Below are 23,897 nucleotides of genomic sequence, written 5' to 3'. Positions count from 1 at the left end.
GTCAGGCGTTCCAGATCTTCTGGGCATCGCGCTGCCAGTCGGTCAGGATGCCGCCGATCTGCTTCGGCTTGGCCAGGAACTTGGTCAGGGCGGTGTCCGCGGTGGGCTGGAGGGCGTCGCTGGAGTCCCGGTTGAAGAACTGGGTGATCTCGGCGGCCTCCGCGACGTGCGCACGGCCCTTCTTCACCAGCGCGGTGCCGGCGTCCTTGGCGTCCGGGTTGCAGGGCAGGACGGTCCCGGAGGAGCCCTTGATGTATATCTCCTGGGCCTCGGCGGTGGCGAGGTACTTCAGCAGGTCGAAGACCTGGTCGCGGCGGCCGGTGCGGGCGCTGGCGAAGTAGCCGTCGACCGGCGCCTCTTCGGCGAGCGGGATCTTGGAGTCGATGACGGGGAAGCGGAAGAAGTCGATGTCGTCCAGGGCGCTCTTGGGTGCCGAGTCGGCGAAGAAGGTGCCGATGAGCATCATGCCGGTCTTGCCGCCCAGCAGCGCGGTGGTCGCGTCCTGGAAGGCGAGCGCGGTGCCGTTCGGGTCGAAGTACGGCAGCACCTCCTGCCAGCGGTCGAAGACCTTGCGTACCTCGGGGTCGTCGAACCGGTGCTTCCCGGCGAGGAGTTCGCGGTGGTACTGGGCGCCGTTGATCCGGATGTCGAGGTAGTCGAACCAGGCCGACGCCACCCACGGGGTGTTGCCGCCCGCTCCGAGCCCGATCGGTGCGACGCCCTTGGACTTGAGCTTGTCGCACAGGGAAAGGAACTCGTCCCAGCTCCTGGGCTCGCTCACGCCCCACTTGGCGAAGTTGGACTTCCGGTAGAACATGCCCCACCAGTAGTAGGTGTTGGGCACGAAGACCTTCTTGCCGGAGCTCGCGGTGCACAGCGAGCTCAGTGCCTTGGTGTACCGCTTGAGGTCGGGCGAGGAGCTCCACACCTCGTCGAGGTCGAGCAGCAGGTTCTTCTTGGCGTAGGCGTCCGCGACCGAGCCGGGGTACCAGGTGTACACGTCCGGCGGGTTGGCGGAGGTGAGGTAGGTCGGCAGCTGGGTGCGGAAGGTCTCGGCGGCGACCGTGTTCAGGCCGGCCTTGCCGGACCCCTTCTTCCCGTAGGCCGCGACCAGGTCCTCCATCGCGGCCTTGGCCTGCGGGGCGGAGAGGTTGGACTGGAGGGTCGCCGGGCCCTTCGAGGAGGTCTTCCCGGAGGAGGTGGAGGTGACGCAGCCGCTGAGCAGTGCCGCGGTCCCGGCGGCACCGAGTCCGGTGAGGAAACGCCGTCTGCTGGTCTGGGGGTTGGCCATGGTGATGTCCTCGTTCAGTTGAATCGGGTCCGGTACACGTGGCCGTCGACTCCGCGGAAGACCGCGTCCACGGCTCCGTCCGGGGCTGCGACCGCGCCGAGCGCGCCGTCGAACGCGGCGCTCGGGAACTCCTGTCGTTTGCTCCAGCCCTGCCAGGCGCCGTCGGCGTACCGCTGCTGCCAGAGCGTGTAGTCGGCGGCCCGCGCGTACAGCAGCACCGCGTCCCCGGCGGCGACCAGCGTCGGGCTGCCGCTGACGGTGCCGCCGAGCGAGGTCCAGTCGGACCACTCCCCCGAGGTGTCCCGCGTCCGCGTCCACACGTCGTCGGCGGTGCTGCGGACGGCGACGTGGACGCGTCCCTGCGCGTCGACGGCGGCCGACGGCCGGCCGGAGACCTGCAGGCCCGCGGGCGCGCCGAGCGAGGACCAGCCGGACGCCGGTCCGCGCTGCACCACCGTGCCGTCGGCGCCGCGCGCGAACAGCGTCCAGTGGGCGGGATCGGTGAAGGCGACGGACGGCGCGTCGGTGAGCTCCCCGCCCAGGGACTGCCAACGTCCCCAGCGGCCGTCGGCGTGGACCCGGCGGTAGGCCCGGGAATCGGCGCCGCGTACGAAGACGTCGATACGGCCGCCGGCGGAGGCGTACACGGCGGGCTGGCCGAGGATCCCGCCCTGCGCGGGACCGCCGAGGTCCTTGGTGCTTCCGCCGGTCTTCTCGACAAGCGAGCCGTGCGGGCCCCGGAAGAAGGTGGAGCCGTCGCTCGTCACGGCCGGACTGGCCGTGGCCGTCACGCCCAGGTCCGTCCCCGGCAGCGCGTCGGCGCCGGTCAGTTTCAGGAACGCGGTGCCGTGCGCCGGGACCTCGACGGTGTACGACCCGGTGTGCGTGCCCCGGTCGGCGCGTGCCCGCAGGTCACGGACGCGCACCGGGCCGCCGAGGCCGGTGTCGGCGAACTGCACGGTGCGCTCGGCCGGTTGGTCCGAGCGGTTGAGCAGGACGACCGCGCGCTGCCCGTGTCCTTGCAGGACCTTGCTGTACACGTCGCCGACCGAGTCGGTCGCCACGCGTACGCCCTGGACGGCGAGGGGGTCCTGGTCGACGGCGATGATCTCCGGGTTGCGGAGGGTCGCGAGCATCGAGTCGGGCAGGGTGCGCGGGTCGGACCCGAGCATCAGCGGCGAGCCCATCTCGGCCCACATCACGAACTGGGTGGTGGACTCCTCCTGGGTGAGCTCGTACGTCCCGTCGGTCGTCTTCCGCATGGGGATGAGGTAGTCGGGGTCGTTGTAGTGGCCGGGGCCCTGCGCCTCGGGGTGCCAGGCGTTGGCGTCCATGTTGCGCAGGATGTTGGGCCACTCGCCCGGGCTCGGGGTGCCCCAGGCGATGTCGGTGCCGGTGCGCCAGGAGTCGGCGATCGCGGGGGCGTAGACGTAGGTGTTGTGGGCGTCCTGCTCGGGGGTGTGCGGCAGGCCCCAGTCGTCGGTGAGCGGGTTGCAGAGGTTCAGCAGCATCTTGCGGCCGGACTTGGCGACGGCGTCGCTGAACTCCTTGTAAGCGGGGCCCGGGTCGAGTTTCGCGCCGATCCCGCAGAGGAAGTCGACCTTGATCGCGTCGATCTTCCAGCTCGCGAACTGCCGCGCGTCCTGGTCGTAGTACCCACGGCTGCCGAGACCGCAGCTCTTGCCGCCGTCGTAGGTGCCGGCGTCGGTGTAGATGCCGGCCCGCAGGCCGCGCTTGTGCAGGTAGGAGACGAGAGCGGGGATACCGGACGGGAAGCGGTCCGGGTTCGCCGTCAACCGGCCCTGGGCGTCCCGCGGGTTGTCGGCCTGCCAGCCGCCGTCCAGCCAGACGATGTCGTAGCCGGCGTCCCGCAGACCACTGCTGACCAGCTTGTCGGCGACGGCGCGCACCTCCTTCTCGGTGGGTGCGCCGAGCCCGTAGTAGGTGTTCCAGCCCATGTAGGGCGTCGGCGCGAGGCCGCTGTCGTAGCCGGCGGGTGCGCCTTGGTCGACGGTCGTCCGCGCGACGGCGTCGGGGGTCACGGTGGCGGCCAGGACCACCGCGACGGCGGCCACCAGGGCGGGCCTGGTGATCCGGTGGTGCCGGGTTCCGGCTGCGGGCGGGTGCGAAGTCACGTGCCTCTCCCGAAGGTTGGGAAGCAGGAGAACGAGACGCGGGCCGCCCTTCCGGAGCGGGCCCGCGAGGTCACGGCGACGACTGTGGCCTGTGGCCGAAACCGTGTCAAGATTAATTACTAATTTAGTAGAAGCAAGGGAAGGTGGGCCGAGCAGCGCCACCTGGCCCGGCGAACGACGCTCGCGTCTCACTCCCCGCCGGGAGCGGCGCGGCGGGAACGGTTCGCGGGCGCGCCCGCACTGAGGAGGGCCGACATGACGAGCACCGGCGGGAGCAGACCGGCCCAGTCCGGCGCCGTCCGCAGGACCGCCATGCAGGCCGCCGCGCCCGCGATGAGGGCCGCCAGCCGGACCGGCACCCAGCGGTTCGGGCGGCCCGCTCCCACGCCCTTGACGATGTAGGTGGCCAGGGTGCCGGTCAGATACGTGGTCGGCGCCGCGGCCCGGCCGGCCGCCACCATGGCTCCCGACTGGATGCCCATCGTGAGCGCGGCACCGAACTGCAGGACGTCCCGGGCCGCCCGCCCCGGCGTCCCGCCGAGGACGGCCCAGACCACCGCGCCCGCGGCCAGCAGGAGCGCCTCGCCGGCGAGACAGAGCAGCACCGGCCGCGACCAGTGAGTGGCAGTGCCCTCCTCCCGGCGGGTGCACCGGGCGGTACCGGCCGCGCCCAGCCCGAATCCGGCCAGCGCCAGCACCGCCGCGGTCACACCCGTGGCCTGGCCGCGGCCGGCCGCCATTCCGAGCAGGGCAAGGTTGCTGGTCATGACCCCGGCGAAGACATGGTCCAGCGCGGTGAAGGAGATGGTCTCCACCGCCCCGGAGGCCGCGACCAGGAGCACGACGGCGACGCGCAGGTGGGTGCCCGGTTCCGCCGGCGGTTCCCCGGAGACCTCTGTCGCCTGCTCACGCGGTGCGTCACTCACGGTGTCCGAGCGTAACGTGAGGTGAGCGCCGCTCCCGGTTGCCGTGCGACGCCGGGTGGATCGACTACGCGCAGGCGGCGCGGACCAGGCCGCCCCTCACGGTCCGACAGCACCCCGTCGCGGACGCTCGCCACAGCACCCCGTCAGGGACGCGGGGAACTGCGCGACCAGCCACGACGGCGCCGCAGACGACAGCCGACACCGACACACGGCGGCGATTGCCGCGAAGCGCTCAGCCGTTCTTCGCCGCCCGGGCCCGATGCGCCGCGACCGTCGTCCGGCTCGCGCACGCGTTGGAGCAGAACCGGCGCGTCCGGTTCCGCGACTGGTCCACGAAGTAGTTCCCGCACCCCGCCGCGGCGCACCGCCCGAGCGTCACCGCCGGATCCCCGGCCACGACCAGGGCGAGCTTGGCGGCGACCAACTGGCCGACCCAGCGCCGGGCCGGGGTGCCGTTGCGGCTGAAGTGGATGTGCCAGCGGCCGGGACCGTCGTGGTCGGAGAGGTGCATCTCCGGCGGATAGTCGCGCAGCAACCGGTGCACCGCGTCAGGGGCGGCGCCGTCGACCGCCTGCGCCAGGGCCGCCCGCACGAGGTCCGGCAGTTCGCCGTAGTCGCCGTCGGGGGGCGGAGCGACCTCGTGCTCGGCGAAGAACGCGGCGACGAGTTCGCCGTGCCGGTCGAGGGTCCCCGTGTTGGCGAGCTCGACGGCCAGCCGCGCCACATTCCCAATGTAGTCACCGTAATGCACTTGACCACCTACATCGCCGCTTCCTAATGTAGGCGTCATGTTAGCTCATGACACCTACATAGCCCGTCGCCTGCTGCTGCTCGGCGAGTGGGACGCGGCGCTCGCCACCCTGGGCCCGGACACCGAGCCCGAGTTGCGCGCGGAGATCGCCGTCGACCGCTGGTTCTTCCGGACCGACGGTCACGAGGAGGCCGAGAAGGCGGTCGCGGCGCTCGACCCCGCCTCACCGACCGCTCACCTGCTCACAGCGCGACTGGCCTACAGCCGCCTGCTGTTCCGGCACGCCCCCCGCCCCGACGACCGCGCCGTGGCCGAGGCCGGCTACCGCGCGGCGGCCGCGAGTGACGACGAGAAACTGCGCGGCTGGGCCGAGTACCACTGGGCCGTCCTGCTGGACAACATCGACGAGGACCCGGCCGGTGCCCTCCCGCGTTACGAGACCGCTCTCGACATCGCCACGAGGACCGGCGACGGCTACTTCGAGTCCTACATCATCCGGCACCTGGCACCGCACAAGGAGCCCGCCGAGCGGATCGCGATGCTGCGCCGCTCACTCCACCTGCGCGCCGCGCTCGGCGCCCGGCCGCAGACCGTCGCCGCGCAGGCCCTCCTCGCCGACAACCTCCCCGAAGACGACCCCGAACGTGCCGAACTCATAAGGACGTTCCGCCCGGGCGCGGAGGAACTGGGCATCGGATGGCTCGTGTCCGGCAACTGACTCGACAGCAAAAAACAGTTCACCCGGTACGCCCGGAACGACCGAGTCACCGGCGTGCCCGGCCGGGACCGGCCCCGCGACGTACACCAGAGGACTGCGCCAGCGCCGTCGGACGAACCACCGGCGGTCGCGGATCCTGCCCGGCGAACCGTTGCCGGGCGGGAATCCCGGATGCGGTGCGGCGCGGTCCGTGGTGGGATGCCCCGCGTGAGCGACGCGCTGCGTGACCGTATCGAGCAGTACTACGCCACTGTGCCGTTGCTGTTCTCCGACGCCGAGGAGTTCGGCTCGTTACGGCTGTTCGTGCGACGTGAACCAGGTGCCCCGTACTACGGCGGCCCCGGTCACGCCCAGCCCGTCACGGGCGGTGCCCCGGCCGACACCGCCGCCGACATCGCGCGAGTGCGGGCCCGGCAGCGCGAACTCGGCGTGCCAGAGGCCTTCGAGTGGCTGGCCGAGGCGGCACCGGCACTGCGCGCCAGCGTCGAGGCGGCCGGTCTTACTGTGGCGGAACGCCCGCTGATGGCCCTGCATCCGCACCACCCGGTCGGCCCGCAGCCGTTGCCGGAGGGCGTGACGCTGCGCGTGCTGACGGCGGACGACCCGGCTTTGCCGGCGGCACTCGCTCTGCCTCGCCTGGCCTTCGGCCAGAAGGGCACCGCGTCGGGCTCGGCGGGTCGCGAGGAGCTGACGGCGGTGGCCGGGGAACTGACCGAGGACGGGACGGTGGCCACGACTCGCCCCACGGTCCGCGCCGGGCACAAGACGCTCATCGCCGCCCTCGCCCCGGACGGCACCCCCCTGGCCGTCGGCCATTACCACCCGGCGAACGGCACCACCGAGATCGGCGGCATCGGCACCCTGCCCGCCGCCCGCCGCCAGGGGCTGGCCGCCGCGGTCACGGCGGCGCTCGCCGACCACGCTCGCAGCCACGGGGTGAGCACCGTCTTCCTCGCGTACGCAGAGGAAGCCGTAGCCCGGATCTATGCGCGCCTCGGCTTCCGCCCGGCCGGCACCACCCTGCTGATCGCCGACCAGCCCGCGCGATCATAGGTGTACGCGCAGGCCGATCCACGGAAAAGGGCCCTCGCAGGCTCTCGCCCGCGAAGACCCTTCGCACCGTCGGGACGACAGGATTTGAACCTGCGACCCCTTGACCCCCAGTCAAGTGCGCTACCAAGCTGCGCCACGTCCCGATGCGTTCACTCGCGGTGACCCGCGTGATCGCGTGGACAGCACCTTACCCCACGTACCCGGCCGGGCAGAAAGAGGGCGGGGGACCGTGGGGAGACAATCGGTCGTATGGGAGACGTGGGAAGTGGCGGACGGGACCGGGACACCGAGGGGCGGGCGCGCAGTGCCCGCCCGCGGGACGGGCTGGGGCGGCCGCTGCCGTACGGCGCGCCGGGCGTCGAGCGGCAGCCCGAGGGGGTCGTACGGACTCCGCGGGCGACGGTCGCCGAGGCGCAGTCGCTGCTCGACGCCGGGAAGCCGTTCCACGCGCACGAGGTGTTCGAGGACGCCTGGAAGTCGGGGCCCGAGGCGGAGCGGACGCTGTGGCGGGGGCTCGCCCAGCTGGCCGTGGGGCTCACGCACGCGGCCCGCGGGAACGTGACCGGCGGGGCGCGGCTGCTGCGGCGCGGTGCGGGTGCGGTGGAGGAGTGGGCGGGCGGGGGCGGCGGGGCGCGGCCGTACGGGATCGATGTCGACGGGCTCGCGCGGTGGGCGCGGGAGCTGGCCGGGCGGGTGGAGGGCGGCGCCGGGAGCGTCGACGCGAAGGGCGAGGCGCCCCGGCTGTGCGGCCCCGGGTAGCACCGGGGTGACCCGCTGTCAGTGGCATGCGGCAGACTCGGGGACGTGCGAGAGATTCATGTCATCGGTATCGGTGCGGGCGACCCCGACCAGCTCACCCTCCAGGCGGTCCGGGCGCTGAAGAGCACGGACGTGTTCTTCCTCCTCGACAAGGGGGAGGTCAAGAGCGACCTGACACAGCTGCGCCTGGACATGCTCGGCACGCACATACCGGACGGCGGCTACCGGGTGGTCGAGGCGCGGGACCCGGAGCGGGACCGGGCCGCGGGCGGCGGGGCGTACTCGCCGGCCGTCGGCGACTGGCGCACTGCCCGCGCGGACATCTACGAGCGGCTGATCCGCGACGAGCTGGGCGAGGAGCAGACGGGCGCGTTCCTGGTGTGGGGCGATCCGTCGTTGTACGACAGCACGTTGGCGATCCTGGAGGAGGTGCTGGCCCGGGGCACGGTGCGGTTCGGGTACGACGTGGTGCCCGGGATCAGCAGTGTCTCGGCGCTGGCGGCCCGGCACCGCACGGGGCTGAACCGGGTGGCCCGGCCGGTGCAGATCACCACCGGGCGGCGGCTCGCCGAGGGGCTGCCGGACGGGGTGGACGACGTGGTGGTGATGCTCGACGCGCACCAGGCCTTCCTCCGGTACGCGGACGAGGACATCGACATCTACTGGGGCGCGTACCTCGGCACCCCGGACGAGATCCTGGTCTCCGGTCCGATCGCCGAGGCCGGTCCGCGCATCGAGCGGCTGCGGGCCGAGGCACGCGAGCGCAAGGGCTGGATCATGGACACGTATCTGCTGCGCCGCCACCCGGAGGTTCCGAAGGAGGGCTGAGCGGTACCCGGGTCGCCCCTGCCGGTATGCGGCGGTAGCCCACCTGTGAGGGCGATGGCCCTGGGCGTTCTACGTCAACGTGCCCGTCGCGATCGTGGTGGTGGCCGCCGCCCGCACCATCCAGGTGGTGAGGTCGGCGGCGAAGCCGGTCATCGACTACCTTGGCTCGCGCTGGTCGCGGTCGGCGCGAGCTCGCTGATCCTGGCGACGAGCTGGGGCGGCAACGAGTAGCCGTGGGCTCGGGCACTGTCATCGGCCTGTTCGTGCGGGGGCACGGTGGCGCTCGCGCTGTTCTGCCGGGTGGAGACCCGGGCGCGGGAACCGATGCTCCCCATGCGGCTGTTCGGCAACCCGGTCTTCACGGTCTGCTCCGTACTCAGCTTCGTCGTGACCGGCCTGCTCATCGCGTCGATCTTCAGGACCTGACCGACGGCCTGTCCGAACAGCCGGCCGAGCCGGCGTCCGCCGCCAGGACGGCCTGACGTCCGGGGTGGTCACGCCGGGGCGAGCCCGAGCCGTTCCAGTACGCCGGCGACGTCCGGCACCGCCGTCACGCCGTCCGGCAGCGGGGGCCGCCGTACGACGACCACGGGCAGCCCGAGTTCCCGTGCGGCCGTGAGCTTGGCGGCCGTGGCCGCTCCCCCGCTGTCCTTCGTGACCAGGACGTCGATCAGGTTCCCGGTGAGCAGCGCGGTCTCGTCGGCGACGGTGAACGGTCCGCGCGCCAGCAGCACTTCGGTGTGCCGGGGCAGGGGCGGCTCGGGGGGTTCCACGGACCGTACGACGAAGTGCCGGTCCGTCAGGTGGGCGAAGGCGGACAGCCCGAGCCGGCCGGTGGTGAGCAGGACGCGGGGGCCGAAGCGGGGCAGGGCGGCCGCCGCCGCGGGCAGGGACGGTACCGGGTGCCAGTCGTCGCCGGGGCGCGGCTGCCAGCCGGGGCGGCGCAGGACGACGGAGGGGATCCCGGTGGCCCGGGCGGCGCGGGCCGCGTTCGCGGTGATAGTCCCGGCGAACGGGTGGGTGGCGTCCACCAGCGCGTCCACGTGGTGTTCGCGCAGCCAGTCGCCGAGGCCGGCCGCGCCGCCGAACCCGCCGATCCGCACCTCGCCGGCGAGCGTGCCCGGCCGCGTGACCCGGCCCGCGAGCGACGTGGTGACACGGACTCCGGGGCGCCCCGACAACTCGGTGGCGAGACGGCGGGCCTCGGCGGTGCCGCCGAGGATCAGGACGTGCGGGGGCATGGGGCGAGCGTACGGGGCCTGCGCAGGGGGCGACGCCGGGGGGCCGGACGGCCGGCCGACGCCGTGACGTACGACGGCCGCCCGGCGGGATGCGCCGGGCGGCCGTCGTGGAACCGCACCCCGTCAGCCCTGACGGGCCTTGAACCGGGGGTCCTTCTTGTTGATCACGTAGACCACGCCGCGTCGGCGGACCACCTGGGCGCCGGGCTTGGCCTTCAGTGAGCGCAGGGACTTGCGTACCTTCATGGTTCTGTTCTCCTCGGGTCGGCCGCCGGGCCGGTCAGCCGCGGGCGGCGGCGGTGCGGCCGTAACGGCGCTCGAAGCGCTCCACTCGGCCGGCGCTGTCCAGGACTCGCGCCCTGCCGGTGTAGAAGGGGTGCGACGCGGACGAGATCTCCACGTCGATCAGCGGGTAGGTGTTGCCGTCCTCCCACCCGATCGTCCGGGACGAGTCGGCGGTGGAGCGGGTCAGGAACGCGGTGTCCGCGGCGCGGTCCCGGAAGACCACGAGTCGGGACGCGGGATGAATGCGGGCCTTCATGGGGTTTCCTCTCTAGGCTGCCGGTGTGCTTGCGGTCTGCTTCAGCGTTCTTCGCGGAAGTCGACGTGGGCGCCGGCCACCGGGTCGTACTTGCGCAGGACCAGCCGGTCGGGGTTGTTCCGGCGGTTCTTGCGGGTCACGTAGGTGACTCCGGTCCCGGCCGTCGACTTCAGCCTGACGACGGGACGCGCGGTGCTGCGTGCCATGAGGTTCTCCCTTCGCCCACACCCGAGGTTCTTGATCCGGGCATGTCATTCACGACCTCTGCAACAACACCTCCCCCCGTCGCATTCCCGGGTCGCCGGACCGGCCGAGGACGGGCCGGCGGACCGCTCAGCGCAGCAGGAGCTGCAGGCCGCCCAGGATCGTCGCCGCGATGACCAGCTGCTCGAACAGCCGCTGGTTGATCCGGTGCACCGCCCACCTGCCGATGAGCGCGCCCGGCACGACGAACACCACGAGCGCGGCGTCCAGGAGCAGCGAGTTGCCGTCGATCAGGCCGAGGCCGGCACTGAAGGGCACCTTGGAGAGGTTCACGATCAGGAAGAAGAACGCCGAGGTACCGAGGAAGCCGAGTTTGCGGAAGCCGGCCGACAGCAGGTACATCGACATCACCGGGCCGCCCGCGTTGGCGACCATCGTGGTGAAACCGCCGAGCACGCCGTAGGAACCGGCCTTCGCCCGGCCCGCGCGGGTGGTGACCTTGTCCGGGTCGTCGGGACGGTCGGCGGTGCGGCGCCGCCACAGCGTGACCCCGGCCATCAGCAGCAGGATCGCGCCGATCGAGATGCGTACGACGCCGTCGTCGGCCCGGACCAGGAACAGCGTGCCGATCACCACGCCGGCCGCGACCGCCGGGAACAGCCGCCACAGCGTGGGCCAGTGGGCGTGCCTCCGGTAGGTCGCCACGGCCAGCACGTCCCCCGCGATGAGCAGCGGGAGCAGGACGCCGGTGGAGGCGCGGGCCGGGAGGACGGCGGCGAAGACGGCGAGGCTGACGGTGTTGGCCCCGCTGACGGCTGTCTTGGAGAAGCCGACGAGCAGGGCGGCGAATGCCAGGGCGGCGAACTCCCAGCCGGATATGTGCCAGAGCGTCATCGTGTTCATGCGGGGACCGATGTTATGTCCGGACAACCCGATGGTGTAAGTACCGTCTCGCTGGTCGGTTGCGTTTGCGGCCGTTGCGCCAGGGCACCCGCGCTGCGACGACGGCACAGCTCAGAAGGGAGACGCGCACCATGTCCGTGGTGAAGAGCACGCTGCCCGACCAGGCGCTCCGGGTCACCGGGGGTGCCCTCCAGGAGACCCTGGTGGATCTGCTCGGACTGTCGCTGATGGGGAAGCAGGCCCACTGGAACATCGTGGGGCCGCGGTTCCGCTCGATCCATCTCCAGCTCGACGAGGTGGTCGCCACCGCGCGCGCCTACTCGGACACCGTCGCGGAGCGTGCCGCCGCCCTCGGCGTGCCGCCGGACGGCCGCCCGGAGACCGTCGCCGCGGCCTTCTCGCTGCCCGGTCCCAAGGACGGCTGGCTGCGCGACGACGAGGTCGTCGACCTGATGGTGCGGACCCTGGAGGCGGCCATCGGGCGGCTGCGCGAGCGGATCGCCGCGACCGACGAGCCCGACCCGGTCACCCAGGACCTGCTGATCTCGATCACCGCCGACCTGGAGAAGCAGCGCTGGATGTTCGCCGCCGAGAACAACTGAGCGCGCCGAGGACTCACTCGGGCCGCTCGGGCCGCTAGGGCCGCTAGGGCCGCTCCGGACGAGCGACTCGCTCGGGTCGGCCCGCTCGATCAGGTACGTCCGCGTCGAGCGCCGCAGCCCGCAGGGCGGCCGCCACCCGGGTGACCGCCTCGGCCGGCGGATGCGGCAGCCGGGCCAGCAGCTGACGGCGCTGCTCCTGCGGCCCGCCGCGGACCGGCAGGATCCGGACACCGGCCGGCGCCGCGGGGGCCAGGGCGGCCGGTACGGTCGTCAGCCCGCAACCGGCGGCGACGAGATGGAGCTTGGCCAGCCAGTCCCGGGCGACGTGAGCGATCTCCGGCCGCTCGTCAAGGCCGGGCCACACCCCCATCAACCGGTCCTCGCCCGAGGCGGAACCGGCGATCCAGCGCTGCCCGCGCAGGTCGGCCACATCGACGAAGTCGCCACGGGCCAGCGGATGGCCGGCCGGCAGCGCGAGGCACAGGGCGCGCTCGGTCAGGGTCTGCAGCACCAGCGGGGGCGATTCGGCGTCCGGCGCCCGGAACGGCGGCGCCGACGCGAGCAGGGCCAGGTCGATGCTGCCGGCGCGCAAGGCTCGCACCAGCGCGGGGGTGGTGCCCTCGCGGCCGATGACCTGGAGGCCGGGGTCCGTCCGGCGGAGCGCGGTCAGAGCGAGCGGGACCAGCACGGCACCCGCGGTCGGGAACCAGCCGAGGCGGACCGTCCCGCCCTCGCCGGGCAGCCCGGACAGTTCCCTCGCCGTCGCCTCGATCTCGTCGAGCACGGTCGTCGCGCGCCGCATGACGACCCGGCCGGCCACGGTGAGCCGTACCCCGTCGCGGCGCCGCTCGAGGAGTTCCGCGCCCGCCGCGCGCTCGATCGCGGCGATCTGCCGGGACACCGCGGACTGGGTGTAGCCCAGCGAGGCCGCGGCGGCGGTGAAGGTGCCCTGTTCGGCGACCGCGCGGAAGACCCGCAGCGCGGTCAGTGACACATCGTTGAAGTCCATGACGTTCACGCATACTAGCCGTGCGTAACTCTCGTTGGACTCATGGACGCGCGGTTTCTAGCGTGGGACGCATGAACGCTTCCCGCATCGCTCTCGTCACCGGCGCCAACCAGGGACTCGGCCGCGCCCTCGCCGAAGGCCTCGCCGCGCGGCTGGGCCCGGACGACCTGGTCCTGCTCACCGGACGCGACCCGGAACGGGTGACGGACGCCGCCGTCGAGGTCGCCCGGCTGCCCAGCACACGCGCCGGCGTCGAGGGCCGCGTCCTGGACGTCACCGACACCGACGCGATCGCCCGGCTCGCCGACGACCTCAGGGCCCGGTACGGCGGGGTGGACATCGTCCTCTCCAACGCGGTCGCCCGGGTGCTGCCCGAGGACTCGCAGGCCGAGCGGGCCGACGAGTTCATCGACGTCTCGAACACCGCCACCCACGCGATCCTGCGCTCCTTCGGCGCCGTCCTGCGCCCGCGCGGCCGGCTGCTCGTGGTGGCCAGTTCGCTCGGCACCCTCGGCCACCTCGACCCGCGGCTGCACCACCTGTTCGACGGGGCGAGCCTCGACCAGGTCGAGTACGCCGTCGAGTCCTGGCGCAGCGCCATCCACAATCGCACCGCGGCGGAGGCGGGCTGGCCGGTCTGGCTGAACGTGCCCTCGAAGGTGGCCCAGGTCGCCGCCGTCCGCGCGGTCGCCGAGGAGCGCCGCGAGCAGGACCTGGCGACCGGCACGCTGGTCGCCTCGGTCTGCCCCGGCATGGTCGACACCGCCACGTCCCGCCCCTGGTTCAGCGACTACAGCGGGGCCCAGTCCCCCGCCGAGGCCGCCCGTGCGGTGCTCGACCTGGTCTTCGCCGAGGACGTCGACCCCGGCCTCTACGGCGAACTGATCCGCTTCGGCAAGCCGCTCCCCTGGCATGACGGCACCCCTCCGGTGGAGCAGGACAGGCTCGTCAGGCCCTGAGCGCCGGACCCGACGCCGTCCGGCAGCACACCGGGCGGGTGACGCACCCGCACAGCCCCGCACCCGCACAGTCCCGCAGTGCCCCGCACCGCACAGCCCCGCCGCACCGCAAGGAGTTCGTTCATGACCACCATCAGCACCCCCTTCGGCTTCTCCAGCACGGCCGCCGAGGTCGCCGCGGGCATCGACCTGACGGGCCGCCGGGCCGTGGTCACCGGCGCCTCCTCGGGCCTCGGGGCGGAGACGGCCCGGGCGCTGGCCTCGACCGGTGCGGAGGTCACCCTCGCGGTACGGGACCTGGCCGCGGGCGAGCGGGTCGCCAAGGACATCGCCGAGACGACCGGAAACCGGCAGGTGCGGGTGGCCCCGCTGGAGCTGACCGACCCGGCGTCGGTCGCGGCCTTCGCCGCCTCCTGGCAGGGCCCGCTGCACGTGCTGGTGAACAACGCGGGCGTCATGGCCTGCCCCGAGCAGTACACGGAGCAGGGCCGGGAGTGGCAGTTCGCCACCAACCACCTGGGCCACTTCGCCCTGGCGAACGCCCTGCACGGGGCGCTGGCCGCGGACGGCGCCGCCCGGATCGTCGTGGTCAGCTCAACCGGCCACCAGCGTTCCCCCGTGGTCTGGGACGACATCGACTTCGCCTTCCGGCCGTACGACCCGTGGCTGGCCTACGGCCAGTCCAAGACCGCCAACGTCCTGTTCGCGGTGGAGGCCACGCGGCGCTGGGCCGCGGACGGCATCACCGCCAACGCCCTGATGCCCGGCGCCATCTACACCAACCTTCAGCGCCACACCGGCGGCCGCGGCAGCGGGCGGGTCGCGGCGGACCTGATCAAGACCACGGAACAGGGCGCGGCCACGTCCGTCCTGCTCGCCACCTCGCCCCTGCTCGAAGGGATCGGCGCCCGGTACTTCGACGACTGCAACGAGAGCGAGGTCGTCGGCCGCCGCACCGGCAGGCTCTACGGGGTGGCGCGCTACGCCGTCGACCCGGACAACGCGCGCCGGCTCTGGGACCTGTCGGAGGAACTCCTCGCCGGCTGAGCCCTGAGCCCCGGGCCGCCGGGAGCCGGACGCGCCGCCGGGGCCGACTCCCCGGCGGCGGTGGCGCAGTTCGGCGCCGTCGGCGTGAAACCCTGGCCGGGACGCGTGCATCCGAGCCCGTCGAGGAGGACGTCGTATGCCACCCCTGGTCGACCCCGTACCCGGCGGGAACCCCGGCGATCTGGCCCGGGCCCATGCCCTCGCCCACGAGCTGTCCGCGCAGGGCGTGCGCGGGATCGTGCTGGCCTTCGTGGACACCGCCGGGATCTGCAGGGTGAAGACCGTCCCCTGGCAGGGGCTGCAGCCGGCGGTGGCCTGGGGTGTCGGCATGTCCCCGGTGTTCGACACCTTCCTGGCGAACGACTCGATCGTGCGCACCGACGTGCTCGGTTCGCCCGACGGCGATCTGCGCCTCGTTCCGGACCTGGACCGGCTTGTGGTGCTGGCGGGGCAGCCCGGCTGGGCCTGGGCGCCGGTCGACCGGGTCACCCAGGAAGGTGAACGGCATCCGGGGTGCAGCCGCACCTTCCTGCGCCGGGTCGTCGCCGACGCCGAGGACCGGCACGGCATCACCTTCAAGGCCGGGGTCGAGATCGAGTGGACACTCGGCCGGGCCGCCGCGCCGGCCGACGAGTTCGCACCGGCCACGTCGGGTCCCGCGTACAGCGCCGCCCGGCAGACCGAGCTGAGCGACTACACCGCCGACCTGCTCGCGGCCTTCGAGAAGCAGGAGGTGGCGGTCGCCCAGCTCCACCCCGAGTACGCGCCCGGCCAGTTCGAGCTCTCCACCGACGCCCTGGACCCGGTGGCGGCGGCCGACCAGAGCGTGCTGGTCCGGCAGACCATCCGTGCCGTGTCGCAGAAGTACGGCCTGCGCGCCTCCTTCGCCCCGGCCGTCGCCGAGCGGGGCGTCGGCAACGGCGGACACCTGCATCTCTCCCTGTGGCGCCGCGGCGTCAACCTGCACGCCGGGGGCGACGCCCGGTACGGCATGACGGCCGCGGCGGAGTCGTTCATCGCCGGGCTGCTGGCCCACCTGCCCGCGCTGACGGCGGTGACCGCACCCAGCCCGGCCAGCTATCTGCGGCTCAGGCCCGCGCAGTGGGCGGGCGTGTACACGGCCTGGGGCCGGGAGACCCGCGAGACGGGGATCCGGGTAGTCACCGGTACGACGGGCCACCAGAGCCATGAGGCCAACCTGGAGGTCAAGCCGGTCGACCTGGCCGCCAACCCGTACCTGGCCCTCGGCTGCGTGATCGCCGCCGGACTGGACGGGCTCGCCTCGGCCGCGCCGCTGCCCGAGGAGGTCACCGACGACCCGGGCCGGCTGGTCCCGGACGAGGCGGTGGCGCGGGGCGTGCGCCGGCTGCCGACCTCGCTCGCGCAGGCCGTCGACGAGTTCCGCGAGGACGAGGTGCTGCGCACCGCGCTCGGCCCGGTCCTCGCGGACGCGGTGGTCGCCGTACGCGAGGGCGAGACGGCGGCCGTCGCCGGGCTCGACGAGGCCGGGGTGGCGGCGGCCTACCGCTGGAAGTACTGATGCCGGGACCGGTCCGGGAAGCCCTCGACGCGCTCCCGCTCGTCGACCACCACTGCCACGGCGCGGTCACCGCCGACCTCACCGAGCCCGAGTTCGAGTCGCTGCTGACCGAGGGCGAGGCCTGGCCGGGCGTCTCGCCGTTCGACACCCCGGCCGGCCTCGCCGTACGACGGCACTGCGCGCCCCTGCTCGGCCTGGACCGGCACGCGCCCGTGGCCGACTACCTGGCGCGCCGGGCCGAACTGGGCTGGCAGGAGGTCAACCGCCGGTTCCTGACGGCCGCGCACACGGAGGCGTTCTGCGTGGACACCGGCTACGCCCCGCACCCGGTCACCTCCCCCGCCGAACTCGCGGCGGCGGCCGGCGCGCGCGCCTACGAGGTCGTGCGTCTGGAGAGCGTCGCCGAGGCGGTGGCCGCACAGGGCATCGACGCTGCCGGATACGCGGGCGCCTTCCGGGCCGCGGCCGAGGAGGCGGTACGGCGGCCGGGTGTGGTCGCGGTCAAGTCGGTGGCCGCCTACCGCACCGGCTTCGGCCTGGACCCGGCACGGCCGACGTACGCGGAGGTGACCCGGGCGGCCGCGCTGTGGTTCGCCGCGGGCGGCAGGCTGACGGACCCGGTGCTGATGCGTCATCTGCTGTGGACCGCCGTCGGGCTCGGGCTGCCGCTCCAGCTCCACGCCGGTTTCGGGGATTCGGACCTGCGGCTGCACCACGCCGACCCGGCCCTGCTCACCGACTGGCTGCGGCTGACCACCGGCACCGTCCCGGTGCTCCTGCTGCACTGCTGGCCCTACCAGCGCCAGGCCGCCTACCTGGCCGCGGTCTTCGAGCACGTGCACCTCGACGTGGGGCTCGCCCTGCACCACGTGGGTCCGGCACGGGCCGGGGCGGTGCTGGCGGAGGCGATGGAGATCACCCCGTTCCGCAAGCTGCTGTACAGCTCGGACGCCTATGGTGTGGCCGAGTTCCACCACCTCGGTGCGCTGTCCTTCCGGCAGGGGCTGGCCGGAATGCTGCAGGCCCGGGTGGACGCCGACGAACTGAGCCCGACCGACGCGGTGCGGATCGCCGCCTGGACGGGACGCGACAACGCCCGTCGCCTGTACGGACTTCCCGCATCCGACCCCGGCCGCGACTGACCGCGCGCCCTGTCCGGAAAGTATGATCAAGCAATGTCTGACATGACCGAAACCACGCCCGGTTGGCTGTCCTCCGACGAGCTGGAGATGGCACGCGCCCGCATGCCGATCCTGTACGTGGAGGCCGTGCCCGTGCGCGTCGACGACAGCGGCGAAGTCACCAGCATCGGCCTGCTGCTCCGCATCGGCCCGGACGGAACGGTCAGCCGGACCCTCGTCTCCGGCCGTGTCCTGCACCACGAGCGGGTCCGCGACGCCCTGCTGCGCCATCTGGAGAAGGACCTCGGCCCGGTGGCGCTCCCGCGGGTGCCGGCCTCCCTGCAGCCGTTCACGGTGGCCGAGTACTTCCCGACGCTGGGCGTCACCCCGTACCACGACCCGCGTCAGCACGCGGTGTCGCTGGCCTACATCGTGCCGGTCACCGGTGACTGCCGGCCCCGGCAGGACGCCCTGGACCTGGTGTGGTTCAGTCCGCAGGAGGCCATGCTGGAGGCCGTGCAGAGCGAGATGCCGGGCGGTCACGGGGTGTTGCTGAAGCAGGCCCTGGCCCATGTGGGGTTCGTGAGCTAGGGAGACGTCCGGGCCCCGCCGGGTGCCGCCGACGGCGTTCAGCCGAGCTGTTCGGCGGCCCAGCGGGCCCAGTCCCGCTCCATCTCGGCCCAGCGCAGACCGTATTCCAGGGCGATGCGGCCGTTGGTGGTCAACGGCCCCTCGTCCTGCTCCAGTTCGGCTCTGAGCTCCGCGAGCTGCTCGTGGTAGGCCCCGGCCAGCTGCTCCCGCTCGGCGAGGACCGCGCGGGCCTGGGCGTCCGACGCCAGGCCGAAGAAGAAGACCTTGAGCAGCAGTTCGCTGCGGCGCGGCTGCTCCGGGGTCGGGGCGGCCAGCCACTCCCGCAGCTCCTTGAGCCCCTCCTCCGTGACCCGGTACTCCTTGCGCCGGCGCGGCCCCTCGGCGGACACGTCGACCAGTCCGGCCTCCGCGAGGCGGTTCAGTTCCCCGTAGACCTGGCTCTGGGTGGCCGGCCAGACGTGGGCCAGCGAGGTGTCGAAAAGCTTCAGCAGGTCGTAGCCGCTGGCGGGCCGGTCGACGAGGAGTCCGATGAGTGCGTGGCGAAGGCTCATGATTCCATCGTAGTTCCAACATTGACAGATTCAGCAGGACATCATGGATTCGACCTGTCATTGCTGGAGTATCGACGGGACGGGCCGGGAGCCGTTCGGCCGCCCGCTAGCCCTGGTCCAGCGCGGCGCGCAGCGCCTTGTCGATGCCGGGCTGCCGGAAGATGAACCCCGCCTTCAGCAGACCGTCCGGGACAGCCCGGCAGCTGCCCGTGATGCTCCCCGCGAACTCACCGAGGACGATCCGCAGCGCGGAGGCGGGGACGGCGGCGAGGGTGGGACGGTGCAGGATCCGGCCCGTCGCACGGGTGATCGCGCGGTTCGTGAGCGGCTCGGGGGCCGTGAAGTTGAGGGGGCCGACGAGGTCGTCGTGGCCGATCGCGTGGCGCAGGGCGGCGATGTGGTCGGGCAGCGAGATGAACGGCCAGTACTGGTCGCCGGAGCCGAGCCGGCCGCCGAGGCCGTACCGGAAGAGCGGGAAGAGCCTGCCCCAGGCGCCGCCGTCGGCGGAGACCACGAGGCCGGTACGCGGGTGCACGACCCGGACTCCGGCCCGCTCGGCCGGCGCGGCGGCGGCCTCCCAGCCGACGCAGACGGAGGCCAGGAAGTCGCTGCCGGCCGGGGCGGACTCCGTGACGACACGGTCGCCGGTGTCGCCGTAGTAGCCGGTGGCCGAGGCCGAGATCAGCACCCGGGGCCGCACGGCGGCCTCGGCACACGCCTCGGCGATGGTCCGCGTCCCCTGGAGGCGGCTGAGCCTGATCTCCTGCTTGTAGGCCGCGCTCCAGCGCCGGTCGCCGACCCCGGCTCCGGCGAGGTGGACCACGGCGTCGACTCCGGCCAGGACGGCCGGGTCCAGCCGGGCGCCGGGCTCCCACGACGCGGATTCACTCCCGTCCGCCGCCCGGGCCGCGGTCCGGCCACGGGTCAGACGCAGCACGCGGTGGCCGTCGGCGAGGAGGGAGCGAGTGAGGGCGGAGCCGATGAGTCCGGTGGAGCCGGTGATGGCGACGCGCATGACGTTCTCCGATGAGCGACTGTTTGAGAGTTCAAACCAGTTCCCGTCAGAGTACTCCGGCCGGATGTCCGTACGGCGTAAGCGAGTACCGCGCGGACGCGCGAAAAAGGGCCCTCACAGGCTCTCGCCTGCGAAGACCCTTCGCACCGTCGGGACGACAGGATTTGAACCTGCGACCCCTTGACCCCCAGTCAAGTGCGCTACCAAGCTGCGCCACGTCCCGGTGCCCGCCTGACCTGGGGTTTCCCTGGTCGAAACGTGCAGGGAAACAATACCGCACTCGGGTCGGTGGTCGCGCACGCGTTTCTCCGGGGCCGGATCCGCTCGGTCCCGAGTCCGGCACCGCCGCCTGCGCCCGTGGCACCGGTCCGCGGGGATCAGCCGTCCGCTCCGGGCAGCCCCAACTCCGGGTAGGAGTCAAGGAGCCGGGGCGGGGCCGCCTGCCGCCAGGAGTCGGCGAGGATGTCGCGCAGCTCGCCCTCGTCCTCCAGGGCGGCGAGCCGCACCCGGACCCAGGCGAACTGCGCCTCGTGATCGGCGATCCAGAACTTGCCGGGCTCGGCGAGCACCAGTTCGTCGCGCTCATCCTTGGGGCAGCGCACGGCTATGGAGGTCTCGTCCTCGGGGAGCGTGGCGAACATCTTCCCTGCGACCCGGAACGTGGGCATGCTCCAGGCGATCTTCTCGCCGGTGTCCGGCAGGGACAGGGCGACTCGGCGTACGTCTTCGGCGTCCGGCATGCCCCGAACCGTAGCCGCTGCCACTGACAGTCACCCGCCCGGAGTGCCCACGCGCTTGTAGTAGAGGGTGGTCGGGCGCAGTACGCCGGCTGGGTCGAGGGCGTAGTCGGGGATGACGCCCGCGCGGGTCCAGCCGGCCGTGCGGTAGAGGTGCTCCGCGGGGCTGTCCGTCTCGGTGTCCAGATGGAGCAGGGTGATCCCGGCGGCGGCCGCGGCCTCTTCGGCGACGGCCAGCAGGCCGCGTCCGATGCCCTGGCCCCGGGCGTCCCGGTGGACCATCAGCTTCACCAGCTCGGCGCGGTGCGGGCTGTTGGGTTTGCCGGGGTGGGCGAAGGCGAGGCCGACCGTGCCCACGGTCCGGCCGGTGTCGTCCAGCGCGGCCCAGACGGCGAGTTGCCCGGCGGCCACGGCGGCCGCCCGCTCCCGCCACCAGGCGACGGCCCGCTCCGGTCCGAGGGGGGCGAGGAAGCCGACGGACGCCCCGCCGTTCACGGTGTCGGCCAGCAGCTCGGCCAGCTCCCCCACCCGCTGCGGCAGTTGATCCGCGTCCAGGCGCAGTGTCCTCACGGCCGCACCACCGCCAGCACGTACCGCGTCCGCGCCGGTCCCGCGCACCGGAACCGGGTCGGTCCCCACACCCGCAGCCGCAGGCAGTCCCCGGCGTCCAGGAGGTGCTCGGTTCCCTCGGCCGTCACGGCCAGGTTCCCGTCGAGCACCCAGATGTGCTGCTCCAGGCCGGGCACCGGCGGGCGGTCGTAGGCGATGTCCGCGCCCGGCGCGAGCCGGCCCTCGACGAGTTCGCCGCGCAGCCCGCCGTGCGGCGGCGACACCGACCGGCGTACGAAGCCGGAGGCGCGGTCCTCCCACACCTGCTGCTCGGCGGCGCGCAGCACGGGCGCGGGTGCCGCCTCGACCTCGCTGAGCAGCTGGGACATGGTCCGGCCGTAGACGTTGCAGAGGCGGTTGAGGAGGGCTGCCGTGGGGCTGGTCTCGGCCCGTTCGGCCCGCGACAGGGTGGACTTGCTGATTCCGCTGAGTTCCGCCAACTCACCCAGGGACCAGCCGTGTTCGGCCCGCAGTTGGGCGAGGCGGCCGCCGAGGCGGGCGTCGACGGGGTCGACCGTCTCAGTCTGTTTCACATCCGGGACGATATCCCCGATGTGAAACGCCGGTGTTAAGGAAAGCTCACAGCCGTGCCGCCTCGTCCAGGGCGTCGAGCACCGGGCGGATCAGCGGATGGGCCTCGGCTCCGCGCCGCACGGCCGCGAAGACACGGCGGGTCGGTGCGACGCCGTCGACAGGGCGTACGACCACGCCGGTCAGGTCCATGCCGCGCAGCGCGGAACGCGGGACGAGGGCCACTCCCGCGTCGGCCGCGGCCAGGGCCACCACGGCCCGGAAGTCGTCGGAGGAGTGCTCGAAGCGGGGCTGGAAGCCGGCGCTCTCGCAGGCCAGGACGGCGACGTCGTGGCAGGGGTTGCCGGGGTACGGCCCGATCCAGGTGTCCTTGGCGAGTTCGGCGAGGAGGATCTCGGAGGTACCGGCCAGCCGGTGGTGGAGCGGGACGACGGCGTCGAACGGCTCGGCGTACAACGGCACGTGGGTGAGCCGGGGGTCGTCGGCGGGCGGGGCCCCGCGGTACTCGACGGCCACCGCGACGTCGACCTGCCGGTCCAGGACCATCGGGAGGCTGGCGTCGCCCTCGGCGTCCTGGACGCGGATGCGGATGCCGGGGGCGGTGCCGGCGAGGCGGGCCACGGCCGGGGCGACCACCTGGGCGATGCCGGTGGCGAAGGCGGCGACGGTGACCGTGCCGGCCTCGCCGGAGCCGTACGCGGCCAGCTCGGCCTCGGCCCGCTCCAGCTGGGCGAGGACCGCGTTGGTGTGGGCGAGCAGGATCTCGCCGGCCGCGGTCAGCCGTACGCCCTTGGCGCTGCGTTCGACCAGGCGGTGGCCGGTCTCCTGTTCGAGGGCCGTCAGCTGTTGGGAAACGGCCGAGGGGGTCAGATAGAGCGCGGCGGCAGCCGCCGTCACCGTGCGGTGGTCGGCCACCGCACGAAGGATGTGGAGCCGCCGCGCCTCGATCATGAGATTGATTATCGCAATATGTCTGAGCTGCTCGGGCCGCCCGGGCCGTCGGGCCGAGCTTCCGGCCCGACGGCGGGTCCGCTCAGGCCGCCAGCTCCGCCCGGGCCGCGACGAAGGCGTCCACCGCGCGGTTGACGTCCTCCGTCGAGTGGGCCGCGGACAGCTGGACCCGGATCCGGGCCTGGCCCTGCGGGACCACCGGGTAGGAGAAGCCGATCACGTACACGCCCCGCTCGAGCAGCAGCTCGGCCATCCGGCCCGCCTCGGCCGCGTCGCCGATCATCACGGGGGCGATGGCGTGGTCGCCGGGGAGGACGTCGAAGCCCTCCTCGGTCATCCGCCGGCGGAACAGGGCGGTGTTCTCGGTGAGCCGGACTCGCAGGTCGTCCGCCGACTCCAGCAGGTCGAGGACCTTGAGCGAGGCCGCGGCGATCACCGGGGCCAGGGTGTTGGAGAAGAGGTAGGGGCGGGAGCGCTGGCGGAGTAGGGCGACGATCTCGGCGCGGGCCGCGACGTAGCCGCCGGAGGCACCGCCGAGGGCCTTGCCGAGGGTGCCGGTGATGATGTCGACGCGGTCCATCACACCGTGCAGCTCGGGGGTGCCGCGCCCGGTCGGGCCGACGAAGCCGACGGCGTGCGAGTCGTCGACCATGACCATCGCGTCGTAGCGGTCGGCGAGGTCGCAGATCTCGCGCAGCGGGGCCACGTAGCCGTCCATGGAGAACACGCCGTCGGTGACGACGAGCCGGCGCCGGGCGCCCTGCGCCTCCTTGAGCTGCCGTTCCAGGTCGGCCAGGTCGCGGTTGGCGTAGCGGAAGCGGCGGGCCTTGGAGAGGCGGATGCCGTCGATGATGGAGGCGTGGTTGAGGGCGTCGGAGATCACCGCGTCCTCCTCGCCGAGCAGGGTCTCGAAGACACCGCCGTTGGCGTCGAAGCAGGAGGAGTAGAGGATCGTGTCCTCCTGGCCGAGGAACGCCGAAAGCCGCGCCTCCAGCTCCTTGTGGACCTCCTGGGTGCCGCAGATGAAGCGGACGGAGGCCATGCCGTAGCCCCAGCGGTCCAGGGCCTGGTGGGCGGCGGCGATCACCTCGGGGTGGTCGGCGAGGCCGAGGTAGTTGTTGGCGCAGAAGTTGAGGACCTCGCCGGGGCGGCCGCCCGCGGTGACGGACACGGTCGCGGACTGCGGGGTGCCGATCACGCGCTCGGGCTTGTGCAGGCCGGCGGCGCGGATCTCGTCGAGGGTGGTACGCAGGTCGTCGCGCACGGAGTCGAACATTCCAGAAG

At 73.0% G+C, this 23,897-nt stretch carries 27 protein-coding genes, 2 tRNA genes and 1 pseudogene; 11 read left to right on the top strand and 19 right to left on the bottom strand.

Features of this window, described 5'->3' with window-relative positions; all coding sequences use genetic code 11:
• Nucleotide 1: 1 nt before the first annotated feature.
• From ACFY0K_RS24650 to ACFY0K_RS24635, 4 genes are all read right to left on the bottom strand, one after another.
• The gene (locus ACFY0K_RS24650) at nucleotides 2–1,291 is read right to left on the bottom strand and encodes an ABC transporter substrate-binding protein (RefSeq protein ID WP_390641670.1); all 1,290 of its coding nucleotides are present in this window, start codon (nucleotides 1,289–1,291) and stop codon (nucleotides 2–4) included.
• Nucleotides 1,292–1,305: 14 nt separating this feature from the next.
• Nucleotides 1,306–3,426 carry a glycoside hydrolase family 27 protein gene (locus tag ACFY0K_RS24645; RefSeq protein WP_390641669.1) on the bottom strand — a complete coding sequence of 707 codons (2,121 nt, stop codon included), beginning with the start codon at nucleotides 3,424–3,426 and terminating at the stop codon, nucleotides 1,306–1,308.
• Nucleotides 3,427–3,614: 188 nt separating this feature from the next.
• Nucleotides 3,615–4,352: a DUF1275 family protein gene (locus ACFY0K_RS24640; protein WP_390641668.1), complete on the bottom strand. Its 738-nt coding sequence runs from the start codon at nucleotides 4,350–4,352 to the stop codon at nucleotides 3,615–3,617.
• 232 nt (nucleotides 4,353–4,584) lie between these two features.
• Nucleotides 4,585–5,076, bottom strand: a complete 492-nt coding sequence (locus ACFY0K_RS24635; RefSeq protein ID WP_390641667.1) for a CGNR zinc finger domain-containing protein — start codon at nucleotides 5,074–5,076, stop codon at nucleotides 4,585–4,587.
• 64 nt (nucleotides 5,077–5,140) lie between these two features.
• Between ACFY0K_RS24635 and ACFY0K_RS24630 the strand changes: the two genes are divergently transcribed.
• A complete protein-coding gene (locus tag ACFY0K_RS24630) occupies nucleotides 5,141–5,821 on the top strand; it encodes a hypothetical protein (protein WP_390641666.1) in 681 nt (226 codons plus the stop codon).
• 198 nt (nucleotides 5,822–6,019) lie between these two features.
• Entirely contained in the window at nucleotides 6,020–6,874 is an 855-nt protein-coding gene (locus ACFY0K_RS24625; protein ID WP_390641665.1) for a GNAT family N-acetyltransferase, read from the top strand.
• A gap of 69 nt (nucleotides 6,875–6,943) precedes the next feature.
• Here ACFY0K_RS24625 and ACFY0K_RS24620 read toward each other — a convergent pair.
• A tRNA-Pro gene (locus ACFY0K_RS24620) sits at nucleotides 6,944–7,017 on the bottom strand.
• Nucleotides 7,018–7,123: 106 nt separating this feature from the next.
• On the opposite strand from ACFY0K_RS24620, the gene ACFY0K_RS24615 reads away from it, so the two are divergent.
• From ACFY0K_RS24615 to ACFY0K_RS24605, 3 genes and pseudogenes are all read left to right on the top strand, one after another.
• The gene (locus ACFY0K_RS24615; RefSeq protein WP_351955984.1) at nucleotides 7,124–7,633 is read left to right on the top strand and encodes a DUF309 domain-containing protein; all 510 of its coding nucleotides are present in this window, start codon (nucleotides 7,124–7,126) and stop codon (nucleotides 7,631–7,633) included.
• A 45-nt stretch (nucleotides 7,634–7,678) separates the two neighbouring features.
• The gene (gene cobF / locus ACFY0K_RS24610; RefSeq protein WP_390641664.1) at nucleotides 7,679–8,461 is read left to right on the top strand and encodes a precorrin-6A synthase (deacetylating); all 783 of its coding nucleotides are present in this window, start codon (nucleotides 7,679–7,681) and stop codon (nucleotides 8,459–8,461) included.
• Nucleotides 8,462–8,516: 55 nt separating this feature from the next.
• A pseudogene (locus tag ACFY0K_RS24605) lies at nucleotides 8,517–8,875 on the top strand (MFS transporter); the annotation flags it as partial.
• An 80-nt stretch (nucleotides 8,876–8,955) separates the two neighbouring features.
• Here the strand turns inward: ACFY0K_RS24605 and ACFY0K_RS24600 are convergent.
• The 5 genes from ACFY0K_RS24600 to ACFY0K_RS24580 all read right to left on the bottom strand — a co-directional run bounded on the left by ACFY0K_RS24600 (nucleotide 8,956) and on the right by ACFY0K_RS24580 (nucleotide 11,350).
• Nucleotides 8,956–9,702, bottom strand: a complete 747-nt coding sequence (locus tag ACFY0K_RS24600; protein ID WP_390641663.1) for a cobalt-precorrin-6A reductase — start codon at nucleotides 9,700–9,702, stop codon at nucleotides 8,956–8,958.
• Between the two features lie 123 nt (nucleotides 9,703–9,825).
• Nucleotides 9,826–9,948: a type B 50S ribosomal protein L36 gene (ykgO, locus tag ACFY0K_RS24595; protein WP_046728129.1), complete on the bottom strand. Its 123-nt coding sequence runs from the start codon at nucleotides 9,946–9,948 to the stop codon at nucleotides 9,826–9,828.
• A 34-nt stretch (nucleotides 9,949–9,982) separates the two neighbouring features.
• Complete coding sequence (locus ACFY0K_RS24590; protein ID WP_390641662.1) at nucleotides 9,983–10,243, bottom strand: type B 50S ribosomal protein L31; 261 nt, start codon at nucleotides 10,241–10,243, stop codon at nucleotides 9,983–9,985.
• Between the two features lie 41 nt (nucleotides 10,244–10,284).
• Entirely contained in the window at nucleotides 10,285–10,449 is a 165-nt protein-coding gene (rpmG, locus tag ACFY0K_RS24585; protein WP_093497749.1) for a 50S ribosomal protein L33, read from the bottom strand.
• A 127-nt stretch (nucleotides 10,450–10,576) separates the two neighbouring features.
• Nucleotides 10,577–11,350, bottom strand: a complete 774-nt coding sequence (locus ACFY0K_RS24580) for a sulfite exporter TauE/SafE family protein (protein ID WP_390641661.1) — start codon at nucleotides 11,348–11,350, stop codon at nucleotides 10,577–10,579.
• Nucleotides 11,351–11,481: 131 nt separating this feature from the next.
• Here ACFY0K_RS24580 and ACFY0K_RS24575 point away from each other — a divergent pair, with 131 nt between their 5' ends.
• The gene (locus ACFY0K_RS24575) at nucleotides 11,482–11,952 is read left to right on the top strand and encodes a Dps family protein (protein ID WP_093497751.1); all 471 of its coding nucleotides are present in this window, start codon (nucleotides 11,482–11,484) and stop codon (nucleotides 11,950–11,952) included.
• A gap of 43 nt (nucleotides 11,953–11,995) precedes the next feature.
• Here the strand turns inward: ACFY0K_RS24575 and ACFY0K_RS24570 are convergent, their stop codons facing one another.
• Nucleotides 11,996–12,961 (bottom strand): LysR family transcriptional regulator, encoded by a 966-nt coding sequence (locus ACFY0K_RS24570; RefSeq protein WP_390641660.1) that lies wholly within the window; start codon nucleotides 12,959–12,961, stop codon nucleotides 11,996–11,998.
• A 71-nt stretch (nucleotides 12,962–13,032) separates the two neighbouring features.
• Between ACFY0K_RS24570 and ACFY0K_RS24565 the strand changes: the two genes are divergently transcribed.
• The 5 genes from ACFY0K_RS24565 to ACFY0K_RS24545 all read left to right on the top strand — a co-directional run bounded on the left by ACFY0K_RS24565 (nucleotide 13,033) and on the right by ACFY0K_RS24545 (nucleotide 18,219).
• The gene (locus ACFY0K_RS24565; RefSeq protein WP_390641659.1) at nucleotides 13,033–13,920 is read left to right on the top strand and encodes an SDR family NAD(P)-dependent oxidoreductase; all 888 of its coding nucleotides are present in this window, start codon (nucleotides 13,033–13,035) and stop codon (nucleotides 13,918–13,920) included.
• A 123-nt stretch (nucleotides 13,921–14,043) separates the two neighbouring features.
• On the top strand, nucleotides 14,044–14,967 hold the full coding sequence (locus ACFY0K_RS24560; protein WP_390641658.1) for an SDR family NAD(P)-dependent oxidoreductase: 924 nt from the start codon (nucleotides 14,044–14,046) through the stop codon (nucleotides 14,965–14,967).
• Nucleotides 14,968–15,103: 136 nt separating this feature from the next.
• The gene (locus ACFY0K_RS24555) at nucleotides 15,104–16,507 is read left to right on the top strand and encodes a glutamine synthetase family protein (RefSeq protein WP_388598215.1); all 1,404 of its coding nucleotides are present in this window, start codon (nucleotides 15,104–15,106) and stop codon (nucleotides 16,505–16,507) included.
• The gene (locus tag ACFY0K_RS24550) at nucleotides 16,507–17,649 is read left to right on the top strand and encodes an amidohydrolase family protein (RefSeq protein WP_388598216.1); all 1,143 of its coding nucleotides are present in this window, start codon (nucleotides 16,507–16,509) and stop codon (nucleotides 17,647–17,649) included. The genes ACFY0K_RS24555 and ACFY0K_RS24550 overlap by 1 nt, the downstream gene beginning before the upstream one ends.
• A 42-nt stretch (nucleotides 17,650–17,691) precedes the next feature.
• The gene (locus tag ACFY0K_RS24545; protein ID WP_181808617.1) at nucleotides 17,692–18,219 is read left to right on the top strand and encodes an NUDIX hydrolase family protein; all 528 of its coding nucleotides are present in this window, start codon (nucleotides 17,692–17,694) and stop codon (nucleotides 18,217–18,219) included.
• Between the two features lie 38 nt (nucleotides 18,220–18,257).
• On the opposite strand, the gene ACFY0K_RS24540 is transcribed toward ACFY0K_RS24545, so the two are convergent.
• The 8 genes from ACFY0K_RS24540 to ACFY0K_RS24505 all read right to left on the bottom strand — a co-directional run bounded on the left by ACFY0K_RS24540 (nucleotide 18,258) and on the right by ACFY0K_RS24505 (nucleotide 23,889).
• Nucleotides 18,258–18,770, bottom strand: a complete 513-nt coding sequence (locus ACFY0K_RS24540; RefSeq protein ID WP_390641657.1) for a PadR family transcriptional regulator — start codon at nucleotides 18,768–18,770, stop codon at nucleotides 18,258–18,260.
• 106 nt (nucleotides 18,771–18,876) lie between these two features.
• The gene (locus tag ACFY0K_RS24535; RefSeq protein WP_390641656.1) at nucleotides 18,877–19,785 is read right to left on the bottom strand and encodes a TIGR01777 family oxidoreductase; all 909 of its coding nucleotides are present in this window, start codon (nucleotides 19,783–19,785) and stop codon (nucleotides 18,877–18,879) included.
• Nucleotides 19,786–19,934: 149 nt separating this feature from the next.
• Nucleotides 19,935–20,008 (bottom strand) — tRNA-Pro (locus ACFY0K_RS24530).
• Between the two features lie 154 nt (nucleotides 20,009–20,162).
• Nucleotides 20,163–20,525: an MmcQ/YjbR family DNA-binding protein gene (locus tag ACFY0K_RS24525; protein WP_390641655.1), complete on the bottom strand. Its 363-nt coding sequence runs from the start codon at nucleotides 20,523–20,525 to the stop codon at nucleotides 20,163–20,165.
• Between the two features lie 30 nt (nucleotides 20,526–20,555).
• A complete protein-coding gene (locus tag ACFY0K_RS24520; RefSeq protein WP_390641654.1) occupies nucleotides 20,556–21,092 on the bottom strand; it encodes a GNAT family N-acetyltransferase in 537 nt (178 codons plus the stop codon).
• Nucleotides 21,089–21,664 (bottom strand): helix-turn-helix domain-containing protein, encoded by a 576-nt coding sequence (locus tag ACFY0K_RS24515; protein WP_390641653.1) that lies wholly within the window; start codon nucleotides 21,662–21,664, stop codon nucleotides 21,089–21,091. Before ACFY0K_RS24515 ends, ACFY0K_RS24520 begins: the two co-directional genes overlap by 4 nt.
• Before the next feature lie 46 nt (nucleotides 21,665–21,710).
• Nucleotides 21,711–22,613, bottom strand: coding sequence for a LysR family transcriptional regulator (locus tag ACFY0K_RS24510; RefSeq protein WP_351955968.1), 903 nt, complete (start codon nucleotides 22,611–22,613; stop codon nucleotides 21,711–21,713).
• A gap of 82 nt (nucleotides 22,614–22,695) precedes the next feature.
• Complete coding sequence (locus ACFY0K_RS24505; protein ID WP_390641652.1) at nucleotides 22,696–23,889, bottom strand: glycine C-acetyltransferase; 1,194 nt, start codon at nucleotides 23,887–23,889, stop codon at nucleotides 22,696–22,698.
• Between the last annotated feature and the right edge of the window lie 8 nt (nucleotides 23,890–23,897).

Origin of the sequence: Streptomyces sp. NPDC001507, assembly GCF_042894765.1 — a bacterium.
GTDB lineage: Bacteria > Actinomycetota > Actinomycetes > Streptomycetales > Streptomycetaceae > Streptomyces.
Note: the sequence above shows the minus strand (reverse complement) of the source record. Positions and strands in the feature narration are given on the sequence as shown.

Excerpts from the sequence above, each read along its gene's own strand:
- ACFY0K_RS24650 (WP_390641670.1), bottom strand. The coding sequence starts at position 1,291 with ATGGCCAACCCCCAGACCAGCAGACGGCGTTTCCTCACCGGACTCGGT.
- ACFY0K_RS24630 (WP_390641666.1), top strand. The coding sequence starts at position 5,141 with ATGTTAGCTCATGACACCTACATAGCCCGTCGCCTGCTGCTGCTCGGC.
- ACFY0K_RS24625 (WP_390641665.1), top strand. The coding sequence starts at position 6,020 with ATGCCCCGCGTGAGCGACGCGCTGCGTGACCGTATCGAGCAGTACTAC.
- ACFY0K_RS24615 (WP_351955984.1), top strand. The coding sequence starts at position 7,124 with ATGGGAGACGTGGGAAGTGGCGGACGGGACCGGGACACCGAGGGGCGG.
- ACFY0K_RS24600 (WP_390641663.1), bottom strand. The coding sequence starts at position 9,702 with ATGCCCCCGCACGTCCTGATCCTCGGCGGCACCGCCGAGGCCCGCCGT.
- ykgO (WP_046728129.1), bottom strand. The coding sequence starts at position 9,948 with ATGAAGGTACGCAAGTCCCTGCGCTCACTGAAGGCCAAGCCCGGCGCC.
- ACFY0K_RS24590 (WP_390641662.1), bottom strand. The coding sequence starts at position 10,243 with ATGAAGGCCCGCATTCATCCCGCGTCCCGACTCGTGGTCTTCCGGGAC.
- rpmG (WP_093497749.1), bottom strand. The coding sequence starts at position 10,449 with ATGGCACGCAGCACCGCGCGTCCCGTCGTCAGGCTGAAGTCGACGGCC.
- ACFY0K_RS24580 (WP_390641661.1), bottom strand. The coding sequence starts at position 11,350 with ATGAACACGATGACGCTCTGGCACATATCCGGCTGGGAGTTCGCCGCC.
- ACFY0K_RS24575 (WP_093497751.1), top strand. The coding sequence starts at position 11,482 with ATGTCCGTGGTGAAGAGCACGCTGCCCGACCAGGCGCTCCGGGTCACC.
- ACFY0K_RS24570 (WP_390641660.1), bottom strand. The coding sequence starts at position 12,961 with ATGGACTTCAACGATGTGTCACTGACCGCGCTGCGGGTCTTCCGCGCG.
- ACFY0K_RS24565 (WP_390641659.1), top strand. The coding sequence starts at position 13,033 with ATGAACGCTTCCCGCATCGCTCTCGTCACCGGCGCCAACCAGGGACTC.
- ACFY0K_RS24560 (WP_390641658.1), top strand. The coding sequence starts at position 14,044 with ATGACCACCATCAGCACCCCCTTCGGCTTCTCCAGCACGGCCGCCGAG.
- ACFY0K_RS24555 (WP_388598215.1), top strand. The coding sequence starts at position 15,104 with ATGCCACCCCTGGTCGACCCCGTACCCGGCGGGAACCCCGGCGATCTG.
- ACFY0K_RS24550 (WP_388598216.1), top strand. The coding sequence starts at position 16,507 with ATGCCGGGACCGGTCCGGGAAGCCCTCGACGCGCTCCCGCTCGTCGAC.
- ACFY0K_RS24545 (WP_181808617.1), top strand. The coding sequence starts at position 17,692 with ATGACCGAAACCACGCCCGGTTGGCTGTCCTCCGACGAGCTGGAGATG.
- ACFY0K_RS24540 (WP_390641657.1), bottom strand. The coding sequence starts at position 18,770 with ATGAGCCTTCGCCACGCACTCATCGGACTCCTCGTCGACCGGCCCGCC.
- ACFY0K_RS24535 (WP_390641656.1), bottom strand. The coding sequence starts at position 19,785 with ATGCGCGTCGCCATCACCGGCTCCACCGGACTCATCGGCTCCGCCCTC.
- ACFY0K_RS24525 (WP_390641655.1), bottom strand. The coding sequence starts at position 20,525 with ATGCCGGACGCCGAAGACGTACGCCGAGTCGCCCTGTCCCTGCCGGAC.
- ACFY0K_RS24510 (WP_351955968.1), bottom strand. The coding sequence starts at position 22,613 with ATGATCGAGGCGCGGCGGCTCCACATCCTTCGTGCGGTGGCCGACCAC.
- ACFY0K_RS24505 (WP_390641652.1), bottom strand. The coding sequence starts at position 23,889 with ATGTTCGACTCCGTGCGCGACGACCTGCGTACCACCCTCGACGAGATC.